We start from the raw sequence: 20,263 nt of genomic DNA, 5'->3' as shown, positions 1-20,263 counted from the left end.
GTCTCAGGTCAGGGTGCCGGTGACTTTCTCCGAGACTGCCCGGGCTGCGAGCCCGGCGGTGTCGGCGGAGGAAACCTGCACCAGGCTCGCTGTGGCGATGTAGACCGCGAGCAGGTTGTCGGTCACCGCGTTCGCCGAGTCCCATTTTCGAGTGGACATGATGCGGTCGCCGGGTGAGATCTGTTCGCGCGCGGCGCTTGCCGTCGCCGCAACGATCACGTCCTCGGTCTTACGCCCGCCCAGCGCGCTCGGCCCGGGCGTCGACGGTGTGAATTGATCGCCATGGACGCGGACCGCGCCCGCGAAGTCGGTGACACCCACCGGTAGGTTGGGCAGCGGCATGGCGAACGCGTCCAGGCCGGCGGCTGCGATCTCGCCCGCTGACCCCTGAGCATCGAGCCGATCCCGACTGCAAAACGCGGCTGCCGCGTCATCGTCGGGGCCGATCGTCACCGCACAGCCCGACCACCAGGCGCCGAGCAGGATCACGAACGTCTGCCAGTGCACGGGCAGGTCGACGGCGACCACATCGCCGGGGACCAGACCCCACTCGTCACGGATCATGTTGGCGCACTTGGCGGCCCAGTTTGTGGCGGTCAGAGTGGACAGCTCGGTGCGTTCGCCGGTGGCATCGTCGTAGAACGTCAGCAGCGGACTGGCCGGGTCACCGGCACCCGCAGCCAACACGGCGTCGGTGAGAGTGCTCAGTTGACGCATGTCGGACCCTTACCGGCGGCGGTGATGGTGGGACGTGGGGCGGTCGGCGAGGTGGCTGCGGCGGGCGTGGCCTGCGGGCGGGCACCGGTGTCGGCGATCGACCCCGGGCCGGTGTAGCTGTCGCTGAGGACCAACCGCAGGTGATCCGGCGCCAGTGACGGGTCGACGCGAACCGGTAGTCCGCCCAGCTGGCGGGCGATGTCGGTGGCGCCCATGCTTTTCTCGCCGGTGGCCACGAAACTAGCGGAGGCCGGGTCGGACGCGTTGCCCGTGGTACCGCGTTGGTAGCCCTTCGCGGCGACGATGTTCGCGACGTTGGTGGCCAGCCCGTCGACGGTGCCGGCGTTGATGACATCGACGGTGTACTCGGATCGGTTGAGCCGGTTGGACTTCGGGGCCAACAACCCGGCGGTGAAGCGACGGACCGCTGCTGGGTCGACGGTGACCACCGACTGGGAACCGTCCTCACTCCAGCCCTGCTCGTCGATCACCGGGATGGTGGCAAAGCGCACCTTGCCCCCGGTCAGATCCTTGAGCTGCGCGACGAACTTCAGGATGTCCCAGTTGTCGTCGATGACCACCGACCGGCTGACGGCGCGCTGCAGCGCCGCGAGCTTGCTCGGATCGGCCAGGGTGCCCGCCGAGAGCACCTTCTGGGCCAACGACGCCATGAACACCTGCTGACGGGCGATCCGGTCGAGATCGCCGCGGGGTAGGTCGTGGCGCTGCCGCACGAAGCTCAGCGCCTGGGTGCCGCGGAGAGTCTGCGGTCCGGCCGGGAACGTGGCGCCTGAGAGTGGTTCGTCCACCGAGTTTTTCAGGCAGACGTCCACCCCGCCGACGGCATCGGTGAGCAACACGAACCCGACGAGACCAACCTCGGCGTAGTGATCGATGCCGATCCCGGTGAGCGCGGAGACCGAATCGATCAGCGCGCGCCGCCCGGCGGCGGTGCCCTCACGCTCGGCCTGCTCCGGATCGGTGCCAGCTTCGACCAACTTCTCTCGCCGCGCCTCCTTGGTGGCGCCGTAGGCGGCATTGATCTTGCTCATCCCGATTCCGGGTACGTCGACGTAGGAGTCGCGGGGGATGGAGATCGCGGTGGCCGACGAACCGTCGTTCGGGATGCGGATCACGACGATGGTGTCGGTGTTGGTGCCCACCTGGTCGCCGCCGTGTAGCTGGGCCTGCTCGGCGGCCGAGAGCGGGTTGCCCTGGGCGTCCACCCGAGAATCGGTACCGACCATCAGGATGTCGACCGCGCCGTCGCGCCCCGAACCCAGCGTGAGGCCGCCGAGACGGGTGACGTTGCCCTCCAACGAGGTGATGCTCGACCATGCGTAGCCGGTGAACAGCAACACGCCCACCGACGCCAGCGCGACCCCGATCCGCCCTACCCGCGAACCCACCGAGACCCCGGTCGACCCGGGCGTCGGTGGGCTGGCGGCGTCCTGATCTGCGGGCTCGACCCTGCGGCGCGTCACGGAGCCTCGGGTCCCGGCGGTGTCGCCGCGTGGTCGGCGGGTGGTCCCGGCGGGGTCGGCGCGGGTACCGGCCGACCCGCGGGATCGCGGTCGCGGTCGATCGGCTCCGGTCGGCACGGGGTCCCTTCGGTTCGGGTGTGGCGGTGTGTGGCACGACCCGGACATGGTCGGACCCATCTGACCGCTTCAGGTTACTGCTGTGACGGGTGACAACTTGTGGTGCTGATGTGGGCGTGTCGTGAGGTCTGACTCACGCTCGCGGACCGACGTCGGCCGGTCGGCGTCGTTAGGCTGAGCGCCGGAGTCAGCGGACGGGGGGACAACCGGTGGATCGAGGACGCGGCGAGCACGCGCCGGGCCGGGTCGTGGTGGTCGGTGCCGGCGGTCAGGTGGGACGGCTGCTGGTGGGCCGGCTCAGCGGCCACACCGAGGTGTGGGCACTCACCTCCACCGACCTCGACATCACCGACGCGAGCGCGGTGCGCCACACCCTCGCCGACCTCGCCGACACCGATGTGGTGATCAACTGTGCGGCCTACACCGCCGTCGACGCGGCCGAGACCGACGTGCAGCGGGCCGAGGCGGTGAACGCCGCCGGTCCCGCGCATCTTGCGCAGGCAACCGCCGCTGCGGGCGCCTGGCTCATCCACATCTCCACCGACTACGTGTTCACCGACGCGGAGGCCGTGGGCCGTCCACTCGAACCCGACGACCTGCGCGCCGATCAGACCCCGGCCACGGTCTACGGCCGCACCAAACTCGCCGGCGAGCGGGCCGCGACGGCGGCCGATCCGCAGACCACCGTGGTGCGCACCGCGTGGGTGTACACCGGTCAGGCGCAGACCGGCGACTTCGTGTCCACCATGAGACGGCTGGAACGGCAGCGACCGGAGATCGACGTGGTGGCCGACCAGGTGGGCTCGCCGACCTACGCCGTCGACCTCGCGGGTGGACTGGTCGAGTTGGCCGCCACGCGCAGTGCCGCGGGTGTGACGTTGCATGCCACCAACTCCGGGACGGCCAGCTGGTTCGATCTGGCGCAGGCCGTGTTCGCCGGCGTGGGCGCCGACCCCGACCGCGTCCGTCCCACCACCACCGCAGCGTTCCCGCGGCCTGCACCTCGACCTGCGTATTCGGCGTTGTCGGGCAGGTCATGGGAGCGGGCCGGCCTCACGCCGCTGCGTCCGTGGCCGGTGGCGTTGCGTGCGGCACTGAGCGCCCCGGATGCCTGAGGGTGGCCACGGTGCCCAGCTCGAGGCTGCGCCGGTACGTCATGCCCGGTTGGCTACCCTGATGCCCGTGACAGACCGGATAGCCGTGGTGACGGTGACCTATTCGCCCGGCGAGCATCTGGCCGCCTTCCTCGCCGGCATCGATGCGGCCACCACGCGCGAGGTGGACGTCGTCATCGCCGACAACGGCAGCACCGACGGCGCCCCGGAGGCCGCTGCCGAGGATGCCGCCAACGTGACGCTGGTGTACTCCGGCGGCAACATCGGCTACGGCGCGGCGGTGAACCGGGCTGTGGCGCAAGTGGATCCCGACATCGAGTTCGTCCTCATCGCCAACCCTGACATCCGGCTGACCTCCGGCTGCGTAGACGAGTTGATCGCGGTCGCGCAACGCTGGCCGCGAGCGGGGGCGGTGGGACCGTTGATCCGTGAACCCGACGGCTCGGTGTACTCGTCGGCTCGCGAGTTGCCCGACCTGGTGGCCGGGACCGGACACGCACTGCTGGGTCGCGTGTGGTCGACCAATCCGTGGACGCTGCGCTATCGCCGCGAGGCCGAGGAGATCGTCGAACGTAGCGCGGGCTGGTTGTCGGGGTCGTGTCTGCTGGTGCGCCGAGTGGCGTTCGACTCGGTCAACGGGTTCGACTCCCGATACTTCATGTTCATGGAAGACGTCGACCTCGGCGATCGGTTGGCCCGGGCCGGTTGGCTCAACGTGTACGGCCCCAGCGCCGAGGTCGTCCATCACCAGGGGCACTCGCAGAAGCGCTACCCCGAACTGATGCTGCCCGCCCACCACGAGGGTGTGCTGCGGTACCAGAGCGACCGCCACCCGAAACGGCGACACGCGCCACTGCGCTGGGCGATGTCGGCTGCGCTGGACGTGCGGTCGCGGCTGGTGACCGCAGCGGCCGTGCGTGACGCGAAGAATCCGCATTCCTGACCTAGGGTGTCGTTCACCATCACTCATCTCGAGGGGAGCCCGCAGTGGCACAGTCCGACCCCGGTCCCGGTGCGTCCACCGGAACCGCACCCGCCGGAACCGATGAGCGACCTCCGGTGCAGGCCGTCATCCTGGTGGGGGGCAAGGGGACTCGGCTGCGTCCCCTCACGCTGTCGGCACCCAAGCCGATGCTGCCCACCGCCGGTGTGCCGTTCTTGACCCACCTGCTCTCCCGGATCGCGGCCGCCGGCATCACCGACGTGGTGTTGGGCACCTCGTTCAAGGCCGAGGTGTTCGAGCAGCACTTCGGTGACGGTTCGGATCTGGGGGTGTCGCTGCGCTACGTCACCGAGACCGAACCACTGGGGACCGGCGGAGCGATCCGAAACGTGTTGAGCGAGTTGACCGCCGAGAACATCCTGGTGTTCAACGGCGATGTCCTGGGGGGTACCGACGTGCGGGCGGTGCTCGACACCCACACCGCCTCCGGCGCCGAGGTGACCCTGCATCTGGTGCGCGTGGGTGACCCACGCGCGTTCGGCTGTGTGCCCACCGATGACGACGGTCGGGTGACCGACTTCCTGGAGAAGACCCAGGACCCGCCGACCGATCAGATCAACGCCGGCTGTTATGTGTTCAAGCGGTCGGTGATCGCCGAGATCCCGCCGGATCGCCCGGTATCGGTGGAGCGTGAGGTGTTCCCGGCGTTGCTGGCCCAGGGTCGCCACGTGCACGCGTTCGTCGACTCGGCCTACTGGCGTGACATGGGCACCCCCGAGGACTTCGTCCACGGTTCGGCCGATCTGGTCCGAGGGATCGCGCCGTCACCGGCCTTGACCGGTGTCCGTGGTGAGTCGCTGGTGCACGACGGTGCCGGCGTGGCACCGGGTGCGCTGCTCATCGGCGGCACCGTCGTGGGTCGCGGTGCCGAGATCGGGGCCCGGGCGCGACTCGACGGCGCGGTGGTCTTCGACGGCGCGGTCATCGAGGCCGGCGCGGTGGTCGAACGCAGCATCATCGGGTTCGGCGCACGGATCGGTCCCCGAGCGCTGGTGCGCGACGGGGTGATCGGTGACGGCGCTGACATCGGTGCCCGCTGTGAGCTGCTGCGCGGGGCGCGGGTGTGGCCTGGGGTGGTGATCCCCGACGGCGGGGTGCGCTTCTCCACCGATGTCTGACGCGGGCACCCGGTACGGCCGGTTCGTCGCGATCGGGGACTCGTTCCCCGAGGGTGTGGGTGACCCGGATACCGTGCGGCCCAACGGTGTTCGAGGTTGGGCCGACCGGGTGGCCGAGGTGCTCTCCGGTGCTCGGTTGGGCGCCGGGCGGTCGCCGCTGCAGTACGCCAACCTCGCGGTGCGGGGAAAGTTGCTCGACCAGGTCCTCGACGATCAGGTGCAACCGGCGGTCGAGCTGCAGCCGGATCTGTTGGCGATCTGTGCTGGCGCCAATGACCTGCTGCGCCCCGGGGTGGACATCGACGGGTTGATCGGCCGCTACGACGCCGCGTTGTCACGGCTGGCAGGGACCGGCGCCCGCGTGGTCACCTTCACCGGATTCGACACCGGGAGCCGCCCGCTGTTCGCGGCCCTGCGGGGACGTTTTGCCATCTACAACGAGTTGTTGCGTGAATCGGTCGAGCGGCACGGCCTCACCCTGGTCGACTTCTGGCGCTACCGGGAGTTCGCCGACCGTCGGATGTGGGACTTCGACCGGATGCACCTGTCCACCGCGGGCCACCGGCAGATGGCGCACCGGGTGCTCGAGGCCCTCGACGTCACCCACGACCTCGACCCGGTGGAGCTCGGCCCGCATCGCCCGCTGGCCGGTCTCGACGAATGGAAAGACAACGGGCAGTGGGTGCTTCAGGCGGCCGGACCGTGGATCGGCAGGCGCATCCGAGGTGTCTCCCGCGGTGACACCACCGCCCCGCGGTTCCCCGAACTCGTCGACGTGCAGCCCGATCGGTGACCCGGCGCGGCGGTCGTCCAGTTCAGGACGACGCGGTCGACCCCGAGCCGGTTGACCCCGAGCCCGACGAGTCAGACCCGGCCGGATTCGATTTCGCCGCAGCCAACAGCCCGCGTCCCAGGGGCAGCACCACGGGCAGCAACTCGTCGTCCTCGGAGATGAGCAGTGCCGCCTCCCGCGCGGCTGCGGTGTCCGGGTCGGTCTGAGTCGGATCGGCGATCTTGCCGTCGGCGGTTGCGTTGTGCACCACCAACACCCCGCCGGCGCGCAGCAGGCGCACGCCTTCGGCGACGTAGCGCGGTTGGTCGATGACCGCGCCGTCGACGAACACCAGGTCGTAGGCGCTGTCGGCCAGCCTGGGCAGGACCTCGGCTGCGCGCCCGTTGATCAGCCGGGTGCGTCCCGGGGCCACGCCGGCTGCGGCGAACCCGGCTTTCGCGCTGCGCTGGTGTTCGGATTCGGGGTCGATCGTGGTCAGCACCCCGTCGGAGCGCATCCCGGCCAACAGCCACAGACCACTCACACCTGCGCCGGTCCCGATCTCCACGACTGAGCGCGCTTCGACCAGTCGGGCCAGCAGGCACAGGGTGGCGCCGACGGCGGGCGACACCGAGGTCGCCCCCAGCTCGCCGCCCCGCTCACGCGCCGCGCGCACGGCGTCGTCCTCGACGATGGCGTTCTCGGCGTAGCGCAACAGGGCGGTGGGGTCGGCGGAGCGCTCGCCGGTGGTGTCGGACACGTCTTCGAGGTTATCGGGCCGCACGACCGCCATCGCCGCTTCCCGGCCCCGGGTGTGGCGCAACCGTGACCTCGTCCGACGGGCCCGGCACACGATCGAGATGAGCTTCTCAGTGAACCCTCAGCTCTCTCACACTGCCTGCACACCCCGATGGGAAAGAGTCTTCTCTAGAGCGCACCGAGCCCACGTGGCCGGCGGCGCATGTCGGTACCGCCGGGGAACACATCCTCGGACGCAGATGTTGACGGCGCTGAGCCGACACTGATCCGCACACCGACCGAGAGGAACTGGAGTCGCTTGATGCAACGCCTCGTGACCGAGACCGCGACCCGCACGTCTGGATCGACCGATTCCGCCGTGTCGACGCTCGCCGCCGCCACCGGCCCGACCGAGATCCCCACCGGGACCGCGCGCTTCGATCAGACCGGTGATGCGACCGCGATGCCGAGCTGGGACGAGCTGGTCCGCGAGCACGCCGACCGGGTCTACCGTCTGGCCTACCGACTCTCGGGCAACCAGCACGACGCCGAGGATCTGACGCAGGAGACGTTCATCCGGGTCTTCCGGTCGCTGTCGAGCTACAAGCCGGGCACCTTCGAAGGGTGGTTGCACCGCATCACCACCAACCTGTTTCTCGACATGGTTCGGCGGCGCGCCAAGATCCGCATGGAGGCGCTGCCCGAGGACTACGACCGGGTACCCGGCACCGATCCCGATCCCGAGCGCGCCTACGTCGAGGCCCACCTCGATCCCGAACTGCAGCAGGCGCTGGACTCGCTGGCCCCGGAGTTCCGGGCTGCGGTGGTCCTATGTGACATCGAGGGGCTCTCGTACGAGGAGATCGCGGCCACCCTGGGCGTGAAGCTGGGCACCGTGCGCAGCCGCATCCACCGCGGTCGTCAGGCCATCCGCGATCACCTCGCCGCCTGCGGCCGCCACGGACTGGACGCCACCGGTGTGACCGCTATGTCCTGAGCGCGGCGGCGGGGAACCCGCAGGCGGCGGCATTCGTTGACCCATCGACACCAGCGGGAAACCGGGGTGGTTAGACCCGCACGGGGCCTCGTCAGCAGGCACCGGTGGCTGCCGGTTCGCTATCGTGGGGTCGACCGGTCACCTGCGGCAGACGACCGCCCCCCAGGCCGAGGAGAGGACGACGACTGTGGCAGATCACGATCGCCCTCAGTCTCGTGGCTTTTCCTCCTGGGCTCCTGCGGCGACATCGTTCACCGCCAACTCCCGCTACCGGGCCCCCGGAACGCCGGGCGGGCGCCGGTTCGCACCCACCGACCACCTCGCGACCGAAGCCGTTGCGGCGTTCGTAGACGGCGAGCTGCGGATGTCGGCGCATCTACGGGCCGCCCGCCACATCGCCGCCTGCCCCGAGTGCGCAGCCGAGGTGGACTCCCAGATGTCAGCGCGGTCAGTGCTGCGGTCCTCGCCCGATGTCACCATGCCTGCCGCGCTGCTCGGCCAGCTCAGCGAGATCCCCACCCGCGAGATCGACCTGCGCGCCAGCCCAGGCAATCGCGGTGGCGAGGCCCCGGATGCCGCGGCCGGCGACTCCGGTCCGCTCGCCGCTCCCGGGTTCCCGGTGCACCGCACCAGTCGGTGGCGAACTCGGTGAGCTCGATGGTGCGCACAGCCCGACGTGAGGACCTGTGGTGAACCCGACCAATCCGTCGCAACAGCCGGGGTCCGATCCCCAAACGTCGCCGACCGGCTCCGGTGCCGGATCGCCGCGGCGTCATGCCCCGGTGTCGCCGCAGACTGCGGCGGTGTTCGGGCGACCGGCCGGAGTGGACGGCTCGTTCGCCGCCGCCGAACAGCAGCGCATTCGGCCTCGTCAGCCCGTGGTATCCGACCCCGACCCGATCCTGCGGGAGGCGTTCGGTCGTCCCGCCGACACCCCCGAGGCGTTGCAGCGTGATCCCGACGCTCGCTACGGTGCGCGCGCCGACACCGTTGTCGACGACGATCCCTGGCGTGACCCCAACAGTGTCGCGGCGTTGTCCACGCCTGCGGTGGCCGCCGAGGTCGCTGCGCAACCGGTGCTGCCAGGAGCGAAACTCACCGTGCGGCAACTGCTCTTCGACCGCTGGGTGTCCTGGCGGGCTTTGGCGGTGCTGGCGGTCGTGGCCCTGGCGATAGGTGCCACCGGTGGACTGATCGGTCGACTGACCGCAGAGGTCTCACCCGATCTCAACTCCGACACCGTGAAGCTGGCGGGTCCGCCACCGGCAGGCAAGAAGCCTCTCGGCGACGTGGCTCGGGTGGCGGCGGCGGTGGAGCGTGCGGTGGTCGCGATAACCATCAGCACCGACAGCGAGGTGGCCACCGGCTCGGGCGTGGTGATCGACGGGGCGGGATACATCGTCACCAACAATCACGTCATCTCTCTGGCCGCCACCCAGAAGGCGCGGCTGGAAGTCACCTTCTTCGATCGCAACCGGGTCCCGGCGCGCATCGTCGGACGCGACACCCGCACTGACCTCGCCGTGATCAAGGTGGACAACGTCGAGGGACTGACGGTGGCCAAGCTCGGCAACTCCGACGCCCTGCAGATCGGCGAGGAGGTCGTGGCCTTCGGCTCACCGCTGGGACTCGACCGCACCGTCACGTCGGGCATCGTCAGCGCCACCAACCGACCCGTTCCGCTGCGACCGGACGACGAGTCCGACACCGACGCAGTCATCGACGGGATCCAAACCGATGCCGCCATCAACCCCGGCAACTCCGGGGGACCACTGGTGGACGACTCCGCTGCGGTGATCGGCATCAACACCGCGCGTCGCGCAGGTGAGGGGACCTACGGGCTGGGCTTTGCCATCCCCATCAACGAGGTGCGCGGCATCGCCGACCAGCTGATCAAGAAGGGCAAGGCCACCCACGCCGAGATCGGCGTGAACGCCGACTCGGTGCGCAACGACAGGGTGCTGGGAGCGCGGATCAAGAACGTCGTCAAAGGTTCGCCCGCGGAGAGGGCCAAGCTGCGTGAAGGTGACGTGATCACCGAGTTCGCCGGTCGCCCGATCGACGCCAGCGAGGATCTGACGGTGGCCGTGCGAACCTCGACGATCGGCAAAGAGGTCGGGTTCACCTACTGGCGGGACGGTCGGACCTTCAGCGCCACCCTCACCCCCGTCGCCGACTGAGTAGGCTCACACCGTGTTCAGCAGTGTCGGATGGGGCGAGGTTCTGGTCCTCCTCGTGGCGGGTCTGGTCATCCTGGGTCCCGAACGCCTACCGGGTGCGGTGTCATGGACGATGAAATCCCTCAAGCAGGTCCGTGACTATGCCTCCGGGGCCACCAGTCAGCTCAAGAACGACCTCGGCCCCGAGTTCGAGGACCTGCGCAAGCCCTTGGCCGACCTCAACGAACTGCGTGGCATGTCACCGCGGTCGTTGATCACCAAACATCTTCTCGACGGCGATGACTCGTTCTTCACCGGCGAGTTCGCCGACACCCCGATCAAGCCGGTGTCGGCTCCCATGCCGGTGATCGACCCGATCACCCCGGCCTCGACCAACGCGGCCGACCCCGCCTTCGACGTCGACGGACCGTCGGTCTCGATGCAGAAGTCGGCCCCGACCCCCAGCGATCGGCAGGAGCGGCCGTCGGTCACCGACTGGGACGCCACCTAGATCGCTCAGGTGCGGCGCGTGGTGTCGATACCCAGGCTCATCCCGGCCAGCCCGCGGCGACGCACGGCCAGCGACTGTGCCACCTGACGCAGCGCCGCGCCGGCGGGGCTGTCGGGGGCTGAGAGCACCAGTGGCACGCCCTGATCGCCACCCTCACGAAGGTGGGTGTCGAGCGGGATCTGACCCAGCAGCGGGACCTCGGCGCCCACGGCGCGGGTGAGTCGTTCGGCGACCATGGCCCCGCCACCGGATCCGAAGGGTTCCATCCGAGAACCATCGGGTAGTTCAAGCCACGACATGTTCTCCACCACGCCGACGATCTTTTGCCGGGTCTGCAGCGCGATCGCGCCGGCCCGCTCGGCCACCTCGGCGGCCGCCTGCTGCGGGGTGGTCACCACCAGGATCTCGGCGCCGGGGATGAGTTGTGCGATGGAGATCGCCACGTCGCCGGTGCCGGGCGGCAGGTCGAGCAGCAAGATGTCGAGGTCACCCCAGTACACGTCGGCCAGGAACTGTTGCAAGGCTCGATGCAGCATCGGACCACGCCACACCACCGGGGTGTTTCCGGTGGTGAACTGCGCGATGGAGATGAACTTCACGCCGTGCGCGGCCGGCGGCATGATCATCTTCTCGACCTGGGTGGGTTTGGCGTCGTTGCCCAACATGCGCGGTACCGAATGTCCGTAGATGTCGGCGTCGAGCACCCCCACGCTGAGCCCGCCCTGAGCCAAGGTGGCCGCGAGGTTGACCGTGATGCTGGACTTGCCCACGCCGCCCTTGCCGGAGGCCACCGCATAGACCCGGGTCAGGGAGCCAGGTTGGGCGAAGGGGATGACGGCCTCGGCGCGGTCGCCGCGCAGCGACTTGCGCAGCTCGGTGCGCTGGGCGTCGTCCATCACGTCGAGTTCCACCCGCACGGCACCCACCCCGGGGACATCTGAGGCCGCGCGGGTCACCCGGTCGGTGATCTCGGTGCGCAGCGGACAGCCCGACGTGGTCAGGTAGATGCCGATCTCGACGCTGTGATCATCGGCGACCGCCACCGACTTGAGCATGCCCAGATCGGTGATCGGCTTGCCGATCTCGGGGTCGGTCACCGAGCGCAGGGCCGAGCGGATGGCCGATTCCAGGTCGGCCGGGGAACGTCGCGTGCTGTCGTCAGTCATCGCCGACCAGCGTATCCGCCTCGGTGAGCGGTGAGATCAGCGTGGGTCGGGTCCTTCGCGTCGCGATCGGGAGCGGGTTTCGTTGCCGGCGTCCTCCGGCGACCGCAACGCCTCCTTCAGCTCGCCCAGCAGATCGTCGAGTTCCTTGCGCAGATAGTCGCGGGTCACGGTGTCGCCCACGGCCAGTCGCACCGCGGCCAGCTCCCGCGCGAGGAACTCGGTGTCGGCCTTGGTCTGCGCGGCCCGGCTGCGGTCCTCGTCCAAGGCGATGCGGTCGCGGTTCTCCTGCCGGTTCTGGGCGAGCAGGATCAGCGGTGCTGCGTAGGCGGCCTGCGTGGAGAAGGCCAGGTTCAGCAGGATGAAGGGGTAGGGGTCCCATCGCAGTCCGACGGCGAACAGGTTGAGGCTGATCCAGATGATGACCACGACGGTCTGCAGAGCCAGGTAGCGGCCGGTACCCAGGAAGCGCGCAAGCCGTTCGCTGTAGACGCCCACCACGTCGGCGTCGATGCGGATCGGGAACCGACGCCGCCCGCTGGCCGGGGTGTCCAGGCGGGACCGACGCCCCTGCTCGCTCATCGTCCCACCGTGGGGGTGGGGCGGCCGATCTCGCCGGTGCCGGGACGCCGAAGTGTCGGGATGCTGGGCCGGGCGGGTGCCTGCGCCGACTCACCCTCGTCGAGTTCGGTTTCGCGCCAGTCCTCGGGCAGCAGGTGGTCGAGGAGGTCGTCGACGGTGACGGCGCCGAGCAGGTGGCCTTCGGCGTCGACCACCGGACCGCACACCAGGTTGTAAGTGGCGAAATACCGGGTCACCGCCTCCAGCGAATCCGCCGGATCCAGCCGCCCGAGGTTGGTGTCGATGATCCCGCCGACGAGGTTGGCCGGCGGTTCACGCAGCAGGGCCTGCAGGTGCACACACCCGAGGTACTTTCCGGTCGGGGTGGACGTCGGCGGACGGACCACGAAGGTCAGACTCGCCGAGGCGGGGGTCAGATCAGGGTTGCGGGCGCGGGCCAGCGCCTCGGCGATGGTGGTCGCGGCGGTGACGATCAGCGGCTCGGGTGTCATCAGACCACCGGCGGTGTCGGGGGAGTGGGTGAGCAGTCGTCGCACCGGCGCCGACTCCTCGGGATCCATCAGCTGCAGCAGTGCCTCGGCTTCGCTGTCGGGCAGCTCGAAGAGCAGGTCGGCGGCATCGTCGGGGTCCATCGCCTCCAGCACGTCGGCAGCGCGTTCGACCTCCATCCGCCCGATCAGGTCGGTCTGGTCGTCCACGGGGAGCTCCTGGACGATGTCGGCGAGGCGTTCGTCGTCGAGGGCGGCGGCGATCTCCTGACGCCGTTTGACCGGCAGCTCACGCAGCGCGTTGGCCACGTCGGCGGCGCGCATCCCGTCGAACTGTGAGAGTGCTTGTGCCACACCCTGACCCGGCAGCTCCAGTGAGCTGTGGGTGAGGCCGCGCACCGAACTCCACTCCACCACCTGCGTGTCACTGCGGCGGCCGAACAAAGACCGGTGGGCGCGCACGGCCACCCGGGTGACCACCCAGTCGCGGGTGCGATTGCGCTCGATGGCCAGGTCGAGGACCGTCAGCTCGGTGCCGGTCAACTCGGGATGCTCGGGATCGACGACGCTGACCCGCGAATCGAGGATCTGCCCGATGGCCAACGCCTCACCGGGCCGCAGGTTCAGTCGACGCAGACTCACCGTTCCGGTGTTGAGGGTGACCGAGTCGGGTTCGATGGTGGTCACCCGCAGCATCGGGACGAAGATCCTTCGGCGCGTGGTCAACTCCACCGCCAGGCCCAGGGCTCGTGGCGGTGCCGCGTCGTATCGCAGCGCCAACACCAGGTCTCGGACGCGACCGATGGACTCGCCGTCGGGCCCCAGGACCGCGAGCCCGACGAGCCTGGCCACGAACACCTTGCTCACAGCTGCCATGATCGTCAGGGTAGTGCGCGAGGTGTCGAGCGCCGATGCAGGTGGGGCCGACGATTCCCGCCTCGCCGCCACTGCATCTGACACGCGCGGATCTGAGGCACACGGATTCGACGCAGGAGCATTCGACGCAGAGGGGATCTGAGCCATGACCGTTCGTGCCCGTCCGGTCGCACCGCGTTCGGTGCTCGCGGTGCCCGGCAGTTCGGCGAAGATGTTGGGCAAGGCGCGTGGGCTCGACGCCGACGAGGTCTTCTGTGACCTCGAAGACGCGGTGGCTCCCGACGCCAAAGCTCAGGCTCGTGCGACGGTGGTCGCCGCGTTGCAGCACCCGGACTGGCGGTGTCGCCGGCGGGCGGTGCGGGTCAACGGGTGGCACACCCCGTGGACCACCGAGGACGTGATCGCCGTGGTGGGCGGTGCGGGCGTGCACATCGACTCGATCATCCTGCCCAAGGTGGCACGTGCTGCTCAGGTGATCGCCCTGGACCTGATCCTGACCCAGCTGGAACAGAACTGGGCCCTCCCGCCGGGCGCCATCGGCGTGCAGGCGCAGATCGAGGACGCCGGGGCCCTGTTGCGGATCAACGAGATCGCCACGGCCACACCACGTCTGGAGGCTCTGGTGATCGGACCGGCGGATATGGCCGCCAGTTTGGGGATGCGGACGCTGACCACCGGCACCCAACCCGACGGGTACACCGTCGGCGACGCCCACCATCACGTGCTGATGTCGGTGCTGGTGGCCGCACGGGCCCACGGACTCGCCGCGATCGACGGACCCTTTCTGGCGATCGACGACGCCGACGGTCTACGTGGCGTGGCGGCGGCGGCCGCTGCTCTCGGTTACGACGGGAAATGGGCCATCCACCCCAGCCAGGTCGATCCGGTCAACGAGATCTTCACCCCCCGACAGGCCGACTACGACGCCGCCGAGGACCTGCTGGAGGCCTACGCCGAGGCCACTTCGGTCGCGGGTGGTCGACGCGGTGCGGTGCGACATCGCGGCGAGATGATCGACGAGGCGAGCGCGGCGATGGCCCGCGGGCTGGCCGCGCGGGGTCGCGCCGCGGGCCTGCGGCGCAGCACCACCCAGCCGCCGCCGGCCGGCGGCGAGCACCTGGCGCCACCTGCCGCCACCGACGGCGGCTCCTCGCCCTAGGCTGGGGCTCAGTCCGTGGCCACGCGAGATGTCGCCACATCACCTTCACGGGGAGATGACATGACCAATCCGATGCGTCCCAACGATCAGAATCGAATGGGACTGCCGACGCCGCCGCGCGGATGGCCGATCGGTTCCTACAGCACCTACGCCGAGGCCCAGCGGGCGGTGGACTACCTCTCCGACGAACAGTTCTCGGTCGAGGACGTCACCATCGTCGGAGTCGATCTGATGCAGGTCGAGCGTGTGCTGGGCCGCCTCACCTGGGGCAAGGTGATCGCCGGCGGTATCGCCTCGGGTGCCTGGCTGGGTCTGTTCTTCGGTCTGCTGGTCGGCATCGTCACCGGCAACGTGGTGGCGCCGGTCATCTTCGGACTCATCGGCGGCATCGTGTTCGGCGTCATCTCCACCTCCCTGCCCTACGCCGCTACCCGCGGGCAGCGCGACTTCGCCTCCACGATGCAGCTGGTGGCCGGACGCTACGACGTGATCTGTGATCCCAAATCGGCTGAACGGGCGCGAGATCTGCTGGCCAAGCTCCAGATTTGAGGCATATCCGGCGAGTTCGCCCCGAACTCTGCGCGTGCCGCCTAACGTTGGTGCTCGATCATTCACAGTTGGAACCCACCGGAGACCGCATCCGGTGCCGGGAAGGGACACACCCATGGCCGACATCGTTCTCGACAAGGTGAGCAAGAAGTACCCGGACGGGTCACTTGCGGTCGACTCGGTCGACATCGCGATCGCCGACGGCGAGTTCATCATCCTTGTCGGGCCGTCTGGCTGCGGGAAGTCCACGACTTTGAACATGATCGCCGGGCTCGAGGACATCTCGTCGGGCGAACTGCGGATCGGTGGCACCCGAGTCAACGAGAAGGCACCCAAGGATCGTGACATCGCGATGGTGTTCCAGAGTTACGCGCTCTACCCCCACATGACGGTGCGCGAGAACATCGCGTTCCCGCTCACCCTGGCCAAGCTGTCGAAGTCCGAGATCTCGTCCAAGGTGGCCGAGGCGTCGAAGATCCTGGGGCTCGACGACTATCTCGATCGCAAGCCGGCCAACCTCTCCGGTGGTCAGCGCCAGCGGGTTGCCATGGGCCGCGCGATCGTGCGCTCTCCCAAGGCATTCCTGATGGATGAGCCGCTGTCGAACCTCGACGCCAAACTGCGCGTGCAGATGCGTACCGAGATCTCGCGTCTGCAGCAGCGTCTGGGCACCACCACTGTCTACGTCACCCACGACCAGACCGAGGCGATGACCCTCGGCGATCGCGTGGTGGTGTTGCGCGGCGGTGAGGTGCAGCAGATCGGCACGCCACAGGAGCTCTACACCGCGCCCAAGAACCTGTTCGTGGCCGGGTTCATCGGGTCTCCCGCGATGAACTTCGTACCCGGAAAGCTCGGGACCGACGCGGTGCACACCAACCTGGGCGAGGTGCGGCTGGCCGATCACCAGCAGGTGGTCGCCAACGCGAGCGCGCGTCAGAGCAACGGCGAGGTGCTGATCGGGCTGCGCCCCGAGCACTTCGAGGACGCTCGCCTGGTCGATCCGCGTATCGCCAACCCCGCCGACACGATCACCGTCACCATCGACGCCCTGGAGTCGATGGGATCGGACAAGTACGCCTATTTCTCCGTTGACGGTGACCGCGTCTCCAGCGACGCTCTCGACGAGTTGGCGGCCGACTCGGGTGCCGACCTGGGGTCGAATCAGTTGGTGGCGCGGCTGTCACCGGAGTCGACCATCGTGCGTGGTGACCGCGCCCAGCTGCACTTCGATTCCGCGAAGGTCTCGGTGTTCGATCAGGCCGGCGGCCACAACCTGCGTCTCTGACACTCGCGGCGCGCGGTCAGGACTTGCGCCGGTCGGCGATCTCACGCAGGTCGGCGACAATCTGTTCGTCCCAGATGTGTTTGCGCACCAGCCGGTATCGCTCGGTGGCCAGCCACAGGTACAGCTCGGCGTCACTGGTGACTTGAGGCAGGATCTCTGCGCGTCGGGCCATCCGCACCACCGGTAGGAACTCCTCACCGAACCAGCGGCGCGCCACCTCGGTTCGACTGAGGAACTCTCCGAGCTCCTGGGACAACCGGAACCCCCACGCCTCCACGTTCTCGGCCAGCTCGGCGTAGTCGAAGGGGTCGGCGAAGGTGATGGCCTCGGCCTGTTTGCCCTGCAACGGCACCCGCGTGAGGAAGATCCGTCGGTGGTCTTTGAGCAGTAGATCTGACGGTGCGTTGATCCCGTCGGCGGAGATGCGGGTGTGGATCTCGGTGACGTAGGCGTCGATGGTCTTGATGCGGCGGGCGATGGCGATGGACACCCGGTGATGGCCGTCGACCACGAAATGCAGCGAACCGATTCGATAGACGATGATCGGTCCGAACGCCTCGCCGCGTCGCTGTGCTGCGGCCAACCGCTGCCAGCGGGCGCGGGTCCGCGCCGACGTCGGGCGGAAGTACCGGTCGAAGTCGCGGGTGCGGTCCACGCTGCCGACGATCGTCGACACCTCGATCGCTTTCAGGCCCAGCGACCGTTCACCGGTCCGACCCAAGGCGGCCACCACCTCGTCGAACGGAAGGATGGTGTTGACGTCGGCCGGTTGCCGGGTGATCCACGCCGACAGTCGGGCCAGCTCGGCCTGGCGGCGCAACCGGCTGAAATCGCTCTCGGCGTCGGCGTCGGGGAAGCCGGTGTCACGCGCCACGACGTCGCCTCCGGATGACGATCGGCCCGGTGCCCGCGGTGATGTCGAACAGTGTGTACCCGACGGTGTTGAGCGACAGGGTGTCTCCGGAGCCGTCGGGAGCATCCGACCACGAGATACGCAGATCCTGGGGCGTGCTGCCGTAGGGGTGGATGTGACCGTGCACCAGAGCCTGGGGACGCAACGCCCGCACCAGGTCCACCAGGCAGCCGAACCCGGTGTGCGGTCCATCGGCGCCGTCGCCGTATCCACGCGCCGGACTGTGGGTGAGCAGGATGTCCACCCCGTGGCGCGCCGGGTGGTCCACGCCGTCGTCACGGCGCCGACGCAGTCGGGCCCGCAGGCCGGCCCAGCGGTGCCGTCGTAGCAGCGCTGCGGCTCGTCGCCGTTGGGCGACCTCGGCGTACTGGTTGGGTCCGTTGTTGTAGCGGATCGAGCCGCCCAGACCGGCGATGCGCAGTCCGGCGGCGGTGACGATCCGCCCGTCGGCGTTGATGGCCCCGGGCGGGCCGGGGTTGTCGCTGGGCAACCCGGCCAGCGTCCAGCCCGCCCGAGTCTGTCGATACCCACTCAGATCGCTGTCGTGGTTGCCGGGCACGAACACACACGGAGCCCCACTGCGATCGGTCAACGCCTCCAGGTAGTCGAAGGGGAGGTCACCTGCGCCGAGGATGAGGTCGGGTCGCAACTGCTCCACCAGATCGGTGGCCAACATCGCCACCACCTCATCGGCCACTGCCAGTACCCGCACCATGCGCACACCCTACGGCCGAGACACCATGGTGTTGACTGTCTGATGTGAGCGAATCCGTCGTCGAATCGGTGGCCGAGCATCTGGCACGCGAATTCAGCGGCAGCCCGCAGCGGGCCTCGGTCACCTTCCTCGGCGTCGAACCGATCGACGTCCTGCGGTTCGTGGTCGAGCCGCCGGGGTTGGTGTACGCGACACTGGGCTGTTCCCGGCATCCGATGAACGACCCCGAGGACCTTTCCGCTGATCCGGTGCGCGGCCCGCGCGCGGAGGTGGTGATGCGCATTGCCGGTCTCGCCGATCTTCCCGGCCTGCACCGGACTCTGGCTGTTGTCGCCGCGGCCCCGGCCGTCGAGGGTCTGGTGCTCAGCCCCGATGCCCTGATGGACATCGGTGAACCCCTGTGGGCGGGCGCGGCCTTCAGCGCGGTGGTCCTCGAACCCGATTCGACACCGGATTGCCCACTGCCTGAACCGATGTCGCCGGTGCGGTTCTTGCGTGCGGTGCCGGTGACGGCCAATGAGGCCGCGTGGGTGCGGCTGCGCGGGGTGCAGGCGTTACGCGCTGCGTGGTCCGAGGCCGGAATCGACCCGGCCGATCCGACCCGGGTGGCCGCCGATCTCGGTGACCACTGAGGTCACAGCCAGTTGTTACGACGGAACGTGCGCCACAACCCGGTACAGACCAGGGCCAGGAACGCCAGCACCATGAAATACCCGTATTTCCAATGCAATTCCGGGATGTTGTCGAAGTTCATCCCGTAGATGCCCGCAACCATGGTCGGTACCGAGGCGATGGCCACCCAGGCGGTGATCTTGCGCATGTCGGTGTTCTGTTGGATGCCGATCTTGGCCGAGGCCGCTTCGAGCAGCGACGTCAACACCTCGTCGAAGGTCGCGATCTGCTCGGCGGCGTTGGTGTGATGATCGGCCACGTCGCGCAGGTATCGCCGAACTTCCTTGGGGCACAGGTTGTTCTGCGGTGAGGTGAGTCGTTGCAGTGGGGTGGTCAGCGGGGCCACCGCTCGACGCAACTCGGTGATCTCGCGTTTGAGCAGGTAGACGGGTTCGATGTCGACGGCCCGGCCAGGCGAGAAGATGCTCTCCTCCAACGTGTCCACGTCGTTCTCCACCGCGGCCACCACGTCGAGGTAGGTGTCGACCACGTGATCGGCGATGGCGTGCATCACCGCATAGGGGCCCAACGCCAGCCGGTCGGGTCGCTTCTCGAGTTCGCTGCGTACCCCGGCGAGATGGGTGAAGTCGCCGTGGCGCACCGTGATCACGAAGTCACGGCCGACGAAGATCATGATCTCACCGGTCTCCACCACCTCTTTGGCAGCGGTCAACGACTCGTGTTCGACGTAGTTGACCGTGCGCAGCACGATGAACTGCGTGTCGTCGTAGCGTTCGAGCTTGGGGCGTTGGTGGGCATGGACGGCGTCCTCGACCATCAGCTCGTGCAGCTCGAACGTCTCGGCCACTCCCTCCATCTGGCGGTCGTCGGGGGCGTGCAGACCCACCCACACGAATCCCTGCCCGGAGGTGCGCACCTCGTTGAGCGCCTCGGCGTATCCGCGGCGACCTGACTGACGCACGCCGTCGACGTAGACCGCGCAGTCGACGACGGCACGCGCAGGCGGAATGGGAACTCGGGGTCGCGGCGCGTGCGGGCCACCAGAACGCAGCGATGGGATGGCAGGCATGATCGACCTCCTCGACGAACGGGGCCCGGGGAGAACCGGAGTCGAATGCGACGCCGGTGCCTCAGCGGTCCGAGGCCATGCTACGGGTGGGTGGGCG

21 protein-coding genes are annotated in these 20,263 nt (G+C 68.8%); 12 read left to right on the top strand and 9 right to left on the bottom strand.

Going from position 1 to position 20,263, the window contains the following annotated elements; translation table 11 throughout:
* Positions 1 to 3: 3 nt before the first annotated feature.
* Positions 4 to 717 carry a TIGR03089 family protein gene (locus KIK15_RS17050; RefSeq protein ID WP_214245938.1) on the bottom strand — a complete coding sequence of 238 codons (714 nt, stop codon included), beginning with the start codon at positions 715 to 717 and terminating at the stop codon, positions 4 to 6.
* Positions 705 to 2,201, bottom strand: coding sequence for an LCP family protein (locus KIK15_RS17045; RefSeq protein WP_307851949.1), 1,497 nt, complete (start codon positions 2,199 to 2,201; stop codon positions 705 to 707). Before KIK15_RS17045 ends, KIK15_RS17050 begins: the two co-directional genes overlap by 13 nt.
* A 326-nt stretch (positions 2,202 to 2,527) precedes the next feature.
* On the opposite strand from KIK15_RS17045, the gene rfbD reads away from it, so the two are divergent.
* The 4 genes from rfbD to KIK15_RS17025 all read left to right on the top strand — a co-directional run bounded on the left by rfbD (position 2,528) and on the right by KIK15_RS17025 (position 6,347).
* Positions 2,528 to 3,433 carry a dTDP-4-dehydrorhamnose reductase gene (rfbD, locus tag KIK15_RS17040; RefSeq protein ID WP_214245936.1) on the top strand — a complete coding sequence of 302 codons (906 nt, stop codon included), beginning with the start codon at positions 2,528 to 2,530 and terminating at the stop codon, positions 3,431 to 3,433.
* A 67-nt stretch (positions 3,434 to 3,500) separates the two neighbouring features.
* Positions 3,501 to 4,376, top strand: coding sequence for a glycosyltransferase family 2 protein (locus KIK15_RS17035; protein WP_214245935.1), 876 nt, complete (start codon positions 3,501 to 3,503; stop codon positions 4,374 to 4,376).
* 116 nt (positions 4,377 to 4,492) lie between these two features.
* On the top strand, positions 4,493 to 5,554 hold the full coding sequence (locus KIK15_RS17030) for a sugar phosphate nucleotidyltransferase (RefSeq protein WP_214245960.1): 1,062 nt from the start codon (positions 4,493 to 4,495) through the stop codon (positions 5,552 to 5,554).
* On the top strand, positions 5,547 to 6,347 hold the full coding sequence (locus tag KIK15_RS17025; protein WP_214245934.1) for an SGNH/GDSL hydrolase family protein: 801 nt from the start codon (positions 5,547 to 5,549) through the stop codon (positions 6,345 to 6,347). Before KIK15_RS17030 ends, KIK15_RS17025 begins: the two co-directional genes overlap by 8 nt.
* Before the next feature lie 22 nt (positions 6,348 to 6,369).
* Here the strand turns inward: KIK15_RS17025 and KIK15_RS17020 are convergent, their stop codons facing one another.
* Positions 6,370 to 7,119 (bottom strand): O-methyltransferase, encoded by a 750-nt coding sequence (locus tag KIK15_RS17020; protein WP_214245933.1) that lies wholly within the window; start codon positions 7,117 to 7,119, stop codon positions 6,370 to 6,372.
* Positions 7,120 to 7,386: 267 nt separating this feature from the next.
* Between KIK15_RS17020 and sigE the strand changes: the two genes are divergently transcribed.
* From sigE to tatB, 4 genes are all read left to right on the top strand, one after another.
* A complete protein-coding gene (gene sigE / locus KIK15_RS17015) occupies positions 7,387 to 8,061 on the top strand; it encodes an RNA polymerase sigma factor SigE (protein ID WP_214245932.1) in 675 nt (224 codons plus the stop codon).
* A 187-nt stretch (positions 8,062 to 8,248) separates the two neighbouring features.
* Positions 8,249 to 8,713, top strand: a complete 465-nt coding sequence (locus tag KIK15_RS17010) for an anti-sigma factor (RefSeq protein WP_214245931.1) — start codon at positions 8,249 to 8,251, stop codon at positions 8,711 to 8,713.
* Positions 8,714 to 8,750: 37 nt separating this feature from the next.
* On the top strand, positions 8,751 to 10,241 hold the full coding sequence (locus KIK15_RS17005; RefSeq protein WP_307851948.1) for a trypsin-like peptidase domain-containing protein: 1,491 nt from the start codon (positions 8,751 to 8,753) through the stop codon (positions 10,239 to 10,241).
* Positions 10,242 to 10,254: 13 nt separating this feature from the next.
* Positions 10,255 to 10,731: a Sec-independent protein translocase protein TatB gene (gene tatB, locus KIK15_RS17000; RefSeq protein ID WP_214245929.1), complete on the top strand. Its 477-nt coding sequence runs from the start codon at positions 10,255 to 10,257 to the stop codon at positions 10,729 to 10,731.
* 5 nt (positions 10,732 to 10,736) lie between these two features.
* On the opposite strand, the gene KIK15_RS16995 is transcribed toward tatB, so the two are convergent.
* From KIK15_RS16995 to KIK15_RS16985, 3 genes are read right to left on the bottom strand one after another with little or no spacing between them, the layout of a single operon-like run.
* Positions 10,737 to 11,897 (bottom strand): Mrp/NBP35 family ATP-binding protein, encoded by a 1,161-nt coding sequence (locus KIK15_RS16995; protein ID WP_214245928.1) that lies wholly within the window; start codon positions 11,895 to 11,897, stop codon positions 10,737 to 10,739.
* A gap of 36 nt (positions 11,898 to 11,933) precedes the next feature.
* Complete coding sequence (locus KIK15_RS16990; protein ID WP_214245927.1) at positions 11,934 to 12,476, bottom strand: DUF1003 domain-containing protein; 543 nt, start codon at positions 12,474 to 12,476, stop codon at positions 11,934 to 11,936.
* On the bottom strand, positions 12,473 to 13,840 hold the full coding sequence (locus tag KIK15_RS16985; protein ID WP_214245926.1) for a magnesium transporter MgtE N-terminal domain-containing protein: 1,368 nt from the start codon (positions 13,838 to 13,840) through the stop codon (positions 12,473 to 12,475). Before KIK15_RS16985 ends, KIK15_RS16990 begins: the two co-directional genes overlap by 4 nt.
* Before the next feature lie 145 nt (positions 13,841 to 13,985).
* Between KIK15_RS16985 and KIK15_RS16980 the strand changes: the two genes are divergently transcribed.
* The 3 genes from KIK15_RS16980 to KIK15_RS16970 all read left to right on the top strand — a co-directional run bounded on the left by KIK15_RS16980 (position 13,986) and on the right by KIK15_RS16970 (position 16,836).
* Positions 13,986 to 14,999, top strand: a complete 1,014-nt coding sequence (locus KIK15_RS16980) for a CoA ester lyase (RefSeq protein ID WP_214245925.1) — start codon at positions 13,986 to 13,988, stop codon at positions 14,997 to 14,999.
* 60 nt (positions 15,000 to 15,059) lie between these two features.
* Positions 15,060 to 15,548, top strand: coding sequence for a general stress protein (locus KIK15_RS16975; RefSeq protein WP_214245924.1), 489 nt, complete (start codon positions 15,060 to 15,062; stop codon positions 15,546 to 15,548).
* Positions 15,549 to 15,663: 115 nt separating this feature from the next.
* On the top strand, positions 15,664 to 16,836 hold the full coding sequence (locus tag KIK15_RS16970) for an ABC transporter ATP-binding protein (protein WP_214245923.1): 1,173 nt from the start codon (positions 15,664 to 15,666) through the stop codon (positions 16,834 to 16,836).
* Positions 16,837 to 16,852: 16 nt separating this feature from the next.
* Here the strand turns inward: KIK15_RS16970 and KIK15_RS16965 are convergent, their stop codons facing one another.
* Both KIK15_RS16965 and KIK15_RS16960 read right to left on the bottom strand, forming a co-directional pair.
* Positions 16,853 to 17,710: a ParB N-terminal domain-containing protein gene (locus tag KIK15_RS16965; protein ID WP_214245922.1), complete on the bottom strand. Its 858-nt coding sequence runs from the start codon at positions 17,708 to 17,710 to the stop codon at positions 16,853 to 16,855.
* Entirely contained in the window at positions 17,700 to 18,464 is a 765-nt protein-coding gene (locus tag KIK15_RS16960; RefSeq protein ID WP_214245921.1) for a metallophosphoesterase, read from the bottom strand. The genes KIK15_RS16965 and KIK15_RS16960 overlap by 11 nt, the downstream gene beginning before the upstream one ends.
* A gap of 44 nt (positions 18,465 to 18,508) precedes the next feature.
* On the opposite strand from KIK15_RS16960, the gene KIK15_RS16955 reads away from it, so the two are divergent.
* Positions 18,509 to 19,096 (top strand): suppressor of fused domain protein, encoded by a 588-nt coding sequence (locus tag KIK15_RS16955; RefSeq protein ID WP_214245920.1) that lies wholly within the window; start codon positions 18,509 to 18,511, stop codon positions 19,094 to 19,096.
* 2 nt (positions 19,097 to 19,098) lie between these two features.
* On the opposite strand, the gene KIK15_RS16950 is transcribed toward KIK15_RS16955, so the two are convergent.
* On the bottom strand, positions 19,099 to 20,166 hold the full coding sequence (locus KIK15_RS16950) for a magnesium and cobalt transport protein CorA (protein WP_214245919.1): 1,068 nt from the start codon (positions 20,164 to 20,166) through the stop codon (positions 19,099 to 19,101).
* Between the last annotated feature and the right edge of the window lie 97 nt (positions 20,167 to 20,263).

It is taken from the genome of Williamsia sp. CHRR-6, assembly GCF_018474015.1.
Taxonomy (GTDB): Bacteria; Actinomycetota; Actinomycetes; order Mycobacteriales; family Mycobacteriaceae; genus Williamsia_A.
The sequence above is the reverse complement of the archived record's forward strand: the minus strand, read 5'-3'. Positions and strand labels throughout refer to the sequence as shown.